This window comes from Pedobacter sp. BAL39 (assembly GCF_000170795.1).
In the GTDB taxonomy this organism is placed as follows: Bacteria; Bacteroidota; Bacteroidia; order Sphingobacteriales; family Sphingobacteriaceae; genus Pedobacter.
Genome location: NZ_ABCM01000013.1, coordinates 150,993 through 157,335, shown reverse-complemented (window position 1 = coordinate 157,335; position 6,343 = coordinate 150,993). Strand labels below are relative to the sequence as shown.

Here is a 6,343-nt window from a genome sequence, read left to right as displayed (position 1 = left end):
TCAATTTAGCTTAAATGCATTTGGGAAATACATCACAATGAGCAATAGTGTAGGTAAAACTACAGAAAAGCTCGGTTATGGTATGGCACTGTCTTATTACATCATTCCTGATTTGCAACTCCGGACTTCCTATGAGATGACCAACCGCGTGCCGGAGGCCAATGAGGTTTATGGCGACTTGGAAAATCAGGTTGGAAATTCTTCGCTGAAAGCGGAAAATAGTGATAATGTCAATCTGGGCGTCGTTTATGGGTTTAAACTCAATGATATTAACCGCTTTTCCATAACTGCTAATGCCATTTACAGATATTCTGCAGACTTTATCTACACCAGACTTGTTGGTGGGACCTCTGCAAATCAATATCTCATCACAGCAGACAATCGCGAGGGCGTCCGTACTACTGGTGTTGATGGTGAAATCAGATATTCCTATAAAAACTGGCTGAGTGCGGGTGCAACGGTGACCTATCAGATGCTGAAAAATCTGCAGAAGCATGACCCCATACCTGGGCAACCGGGTATGTTTTACGACGCTGAAAGTGATGTTTACCTGGATAGGATGCCTAATATCCCCTACTTTTTTGGTAACGCAGATGTATCAGCATCATTCAGCAACGTAGGCAAAAAGGGGAATAATCTTACGGTTGGCTATAACATGCTGTTCGTTAATTCTTTCTGGCTGCGCTGGCCGAGCTTGGGTTCTGCTACCGCGGAAACGAAGTATGTTGTCCCTACACAGCTTTCTCACGACTTAAACTTTGTATACAGTATGAACAATGGTCGTTATAACGTCTCTTTCGAAGCCAGAAACATTTTTGATAAGGCCGTATTCGACAACTATAGCCTGCAAAAACCCGGTCGTGCGTTCTATCTGAACCTCCGGTACTTTTTTAAACAGTCACAATAATTTATAATAATTTAAGAGAAATAATATGAAAACAAAGATTACCAAAACGCTTCTTGCTCTGGCATTTGCAGGAGTTCTAAGTTCTTGCGATAAAAAGGAGGATAGAGAAGCAGTACCTGAAAATCCAGGGAACTATGTTCTTGCAGTTACGCCAACAGCAATTACAAACGTAGCCGACTATTTAGTTACTGCCTCCAATCTCGAAGAAGGAAAGGTGTCTATTATCGGTAACGGTGTTGAACAGGATGGTACCTACCGTTATTACCTGACCCTTGGCAACAAGTTCTTTAGCTTCCTTTACGGACAGGGAAGTCCTGGTGCAGTGACTGTGTATGATGTAAACGACGGTAAACTGCGTAAGCTAAATGATTTTGTTGCATCTACAGTTCAGGCTTTTGCTCCTGTTAATGATGATGTATTGATGGTGAAGGTATCCAGAAGTATGGCTGCTGCCGGAGCAAACACGTTGCATGAATGGTACATTGTGAATTCCAACACTAATACTGAAACTGCCAGAGGCACAATTGATGCTCTTCAACCTGCAAACAACGGTGAGATCGCTCATTTTAGCTGGATTAAACAGGTAGGCAATAAAGTGTATGCGCCTTTCTTTGGTATTACCGGAAGAAACTTCTGGACTAAACACCCGGATGAAGCATGGATTGCGGTATATTCTTATCCTTCTATGCAATATGAAAAAACCATCAAAGATACCAGAACAAGCTTTATCGGAAGGTATTTCACAGATGGTCTGGGGATTGTAGATAATGGAGATGTATATGCTTTTTCTTCTTCTGTGGCTACAGACGACAATACCGAAACCGCGGTGACTACCGATTCAAAACTTACCTCTACAAAACCGTCTGCCATTACCAGAATCAAAGCAGGAACCAGTGAGTTTGACCAAAGTTATTATATGGACTTTGAAACCGCCTCCAATGGAAATGTGATTACCAACTGGTTATACATCGGTAATAATAAGTTCATTGCAAATGTGGAGCCTAAAGCCACTAAAGGAGCTTATGTTGATGGATTCCGTTTGGCTATTGTTGATGTTGTTGCGAAAACAGTGACTCCGGTAACCGGATTTCCAAATCCCTCAGATATTGCCAGTATCACAGTTAATAACTATTCACCTAAAGATGGAAAAACAGGCTACATCGGTGTGAACCTGAAAAACTCTACCACCTGGGTTTACAAAATTGATGCTGCCACGGCAACTGCTAAACAAGGATTGAAAGTTGAAGGCGGTCTGATCACAGCTATTCAACACCTGAACTAAGCATCGCAGCGCATATCAATTCCTAAATAATAAAAATTAACAATTATAACAATGACCACGACTAAACAGGTTTTGCCAAAGAAAAAGCAGAAAGATTCAACATTTAAAAGGATCAATAACTGGCTCCACTTATGGTTGGGCCTGATTAGCGGGGTCATTGTGCTGATCGTATGCATCACAGGATGTATATGGGTGTTTAATGAAGAAATTACGGGTCTGCTGCAACCTGAAAGTAAAGTAGAATGGCAAGACAAACCCGTGCTTACGCCTTCACAGCTAACAGAAGTTGCTGTTAAGCTCTATCCGGATAAAGTTCCTGCATATGCAAATTACCGCTTGGGTGAAGTGGTTACACTCAACCTAAGGGATAAGGTGCAGAAAGAAGGACGCCGCGGTGGTGGTGGCAGAAGAGGCGGGGGTGTGGTGCTAAAAATCAATCCATATACCGGAGCTGTTATCAGCAAAGATGTACATAAACCTGGTGAGACTGATTTCTTCCGTTTTATCCTAAATGGACACCGTTTCCTTTGGTTACCCTATGGTATAGGAAGACCAATTGTCAATTATGGTACGCTCGTATTTGTGGTGCTGTTGATTACCGGCCTGATCTGGTGGTATCCAAAAAAATGGAACAAATCTACCCGCGATAAGAGTTTTAAGATTAAATGGGGGGCATCCTTCAAACGTGTCAACCTCGACCTGCATAATGTTCTCGGCTTTTACGCCATGCTTTTCCTGGCGGCGATCGCATTGACTGGAATGGTCTACGGAATTAAGTGGTACAGCGACGGCTTATATTGGGTAACAACTGGTGATAAGCTGCCAGAATTCAGAAGGATGGAATCAGACTCCCTGCAGGCGGGTAAGTTTTACAAACCTGTTGCAGCAATGGATGCAGCATGGGCAAAAGTTGTAGCCAGGCATCCAAAGTCCACTGGCTTCTATTACGGTTTTCCAGATGTCAAAAACGTAAAAGAGTCCATCACTTTTTATGTATATCCTACTGCCGGGCAGTTCTACGACAATCAGAGTTATACTTTTGATCAGCATACACTAAAGGAGCTTACTGGTAAAGATCCTTATGCAGTGGCTTATGATAAAGCGTCATTCGGGCAGAAGTTGCGTAAGATGAATTATGATATCCATGTGGGAAGTATCCTTGGTTTTCCGGGTAAAGTACTGGCATTTCTTGCTTCGTTGATCGGTGCGAGTCTGCCGATTACCGGTTTTCTGATTTGGTATGGTCGTAAGTTCAAGAAGAAGAAGGGTAAAACTGATTCGCCTGCTGGTACAGCTACTGCTAAACCTTCATCTTCAGCACGGCCTAAAATAAAGGTGATTTCCAAAGAACCGGATCTGGTATTGGCCAGCAATAATAAACCGATAGATAAATCATAACCTGTTTTCCGCCGCCTGTTAATCGCCGGATCTGATTACCAATTTGCCCCGCCGGTTGGTTGGGGGCAGGGTAATGCATAACAGACCTGGATGGGGTTGTTGAAGGACAGCCTTTTTTCCTTCAAAAAATGCTTCATACCGATGACCCGGCTGCAGGCATACCATCATGCTCCTTGGGTGTGGGAGCGTGGCATTGTCGAAGCTCAGTTGTGCTTCATAACCGGATTGATCTGCATTGAAATGACTTTCCTTCTGCCAGATTTCAAAACCTGTGGTTACTGTTCCCGGCTTGTAGCAGGCGTTGAACCAGCCCAGTACAGGTGTGGAGAGGCCCGAGAACTGATGCCATCCTGCTCCACGGCCAGATCCTGATAAGAAATGCTCAAAAGTATAATAAGAGCTGCTCGTTTCCTTTTCAAATACTGATAATCCCTTTTGCGCAATCTTCATTGCCAAGTCAATCTTTCCTAAGTCCAGCATGGTTTTCCACATCATCCATTGGTGGGGCATCCATACAGAGCCGTTCCAGTATCCGTCGTTTTGGTAATAGGGAGCGGATTGATCTACTACACCTATGCCGCTTGGCGTCCACATGTGCTCCGTCGAAAATATCTTATCGAGCAGCAAAGCTTCCTGCTCCGGTGTGCAAATGCCCGATAGGAGCGGATAGGCACCATCCAGGCCCATGTTGTAATCGCTGCCATCCCTATAATTGAAAGGGCCGGAGGGCATACCTTTATCGTCATGTTTTACATAACTGAAGTAACCGCTTTTTTCATTCCAGGAGTGCTGCTGAAGCGCATCTGTGAAAATCTTTATGTCCTTGTCAAAACCAGCTATATCTTTCTGATGTCCGGTATTTTCAGCAACCATCCGCAGGATCTTGGCGAAACGTATGCACTGTGCGGTAGTGATGACAGGGCTGACCGTTGCTTCCAGTTCTTGCTGATGTACGCCGACCTGCGCGGGATAATCATCCCAGCCCCCGGAATTGTAAAAGTAGTCCCAGGTTTTCAGCAGGCCCGACTGCATCGTTCTTGTGGAGGAGCTGCCCAGTTTGCCCGATAGGAATTCGTAATATTGCTTCAGCCTCGGATAAAAATAATCGAGCATTACCCTGGAATGGGTTTTATTCCAGAGGTCAAGGAAGGCGTAAGCTTGCACTGGCACCGGTGAGCCATGGTGGATGAAAGCCGACTGGCTGCCCGGCTCGGTAGTATATGCATTGAGACATTCAATAGCCCTGTTGACATCTACCTCATTTAGCCCTAATGCAATAAAGCCGGAATCCCAGGTATATAGGCTGTTCCACCATTTTCCGGGTGTAAAATGCCGGATGTAGTTCCTTTGCGTATATATAGGGTAAACTATATTATGAAGTAAAGCCGCCTTTATGCGCTGTTGACTGAAGAGGTATGCTGCACCGGCAGGTAACACCGTTGCCGAAGGAGTCGAATCCATGACATTCTTTTTCATCTTTTCAAACTGGTCCAATGTTGCGACGACCTGCCCGGCATCCCCGGCATGGCTGAGCATGCAGTAAAGTGTTTTCTCCGATCGGGCCTCCAGTTGCAGAGGCCGGATAAATACATTTTCGAAATGCCCTTTTCCATTCCCGGTAAGGATGCTGTCCACGTGATTGTGTACCATTTTTCTGAAGTAAACATCTAGCTCGTCGTTTCTGATCTCACGCAGCTTAAACAGCGCGTCATCCCATGTCAATCCATAGTATCCCGGTGCATCACGGTAATGAAGTAAAACCCGTCGTTTTGTGACATCTGCCCTGACCTCGGGCTGTGCCCGCTTGTCGTTGTCTGAAAGTATCAGTTTTTCATCTGCTGTCTTTGTGAGCAACAGTCCATTCAGTTCAATGGCATCAGTACCCATAGAACGCAGATGGAGGGTTCTGGTGCGTTTTAAATCAAAGGGTACTTGCACGCTGTTGAGTTTACCATTTCCCGGTAACACGATCTCCCCGGTTGCAGCGCCCGATAACCGGAATCTGACCTTTGTGTTTTCTGCTGCACGATATACGATCTTCAGATATCCTGTTGTCATCGTTGCGGGAAGGGTGTATGTCACCTCGTCGCCGTCCGTTTTTCCAAAACCTTGCGAAAGCGCTGAGCCATCGAGGTAGTCCGCACTGCGCCGCTCTCCTTTCATCAATCCATCAGTCACCAGGTTATCTTTAGGATTGGCCACTGCAAACCTGAGAGAAGTATAGTCAACAGCATTGATCCAGGTACTTCCTTCAGGTTTTACCAGTTTCTGCTGCGGCCAGACCTCAGGATATGTCATCCAGCTCATCAGATTGAGTACCAGGTTTTGGGGCAGATCTGTTTTATTGACACATTTGATAGCGGCGATGACACTTTTATTGATCACCCGATAACTGACATCAACGTATACCTGGTCTTTCCATTCCAGTTCATACCGATAGCTGTACTGCCCCTTCTCCGGATTTGCATCCCATGGAAAATAGCCGGACTCAAACAATACGTTAGGGATCATCACCTTATTGCGGTAATATCCGGGCATCACCGAGAAATCAAACCGCATACCTGAGGGCATGTCTGGAATGTGTGAAATCCCTGCATACTGTTTGGAATAAGGCCCCCATTCGCCAACCTGTACATCATGCGATTTGCTGATGGCCTGGAATGAATTTTTGTTAGCGTATTGAGCGTTGCTGCGCATGGATAACAACACGATCATAACTGATGTCAGGAGGATACGGAGTTTCATATTTGGTTCAA

Annotated in this window: 4 protein-coding genes; 3 read left to right on the top strand and 1 reads right to left on the bottom strand. The window is 45.0% G+C overall.

What is annotated here, in order from left to right; translation table 11 throughout:
- The 3 genes from PBAL39_RS16830 to PBAL39_RS16820 all read left to right on the top strand — a co-directional run.
- Positions 1-907, top strand: a 907-nt coding sequence (locus PBAL39_RS16830; RefSeq protein WP_008243669.1) for a TonB-dependent receptor domain-containing protein, incomplete at its 5' end; no start/stop codon positions are given.
- A gap of 25 nt (positions 908-932) precedes the next feature.
- Complete coding sequence (locus PBAL39_RS16825; protein WP_008243668.1) at positions 933-2,189, top strand: DUF4374 domain-containing protein; 1,257 nt, start codon at positions 933-935, stop codon at positions 2,187-2,189.
- A 51-nt stretch (positions 2,190-2,240) separates the two neighbouring features.
- Complete coding sequence (locus PBAL39_RS16820) at positions 2,241-3,587, top strand: PepSY domain-containing protein (RefSeq protein ID WP_008243667.1); 1,347 nt, start codon at positions 2,241-2,243, stop codon at positions 3,585-3,587.
- Positions 3,588-3,605: 18 nt separating this feature from the next.
- Here the strand turns inward: PBAL39_RS16820 and PBAL39_RS16815 are convergent, their stop codons facing one another.
- Entirely contained in the window at positions 3,606-6,332 is a 2,727-nt protein-coding gene (locus tag PBAL39_RS16815; protein ID WP_008243666.1) for a trehalase family glycosidase, read from the bottom strand.
- Between the last annotated feature and the right edge of the window lie 11 nt (positions 6,333-6,343).

What these genes read in the sequence shown, in the direction of transcription:
- PBAL39_RS16825 (WP_008243668.1), top strand. Translation starts at nt 933, where the DNA reads ATGAAAACAAAGATTACCAAAACGCTTCTTGCTCTGGCATTTGCAGGA.
- PBAL39_RS16820 (WP_008243667.1), top strand. Translation starts at nt 2,241, where the DNA reads ATGACCACGACTAAACAGGTTTTGCCAAAGAAAAAGCAGAAAGATTCA.
- PBAL39_RS16815 (WP_008243666.1), bottom strand. Translation starts at nt 6,332, where the DNA reads ATGAAACTCCGTATCCTCCTGACATCAGTTATGATCGTGTTGTTATCC.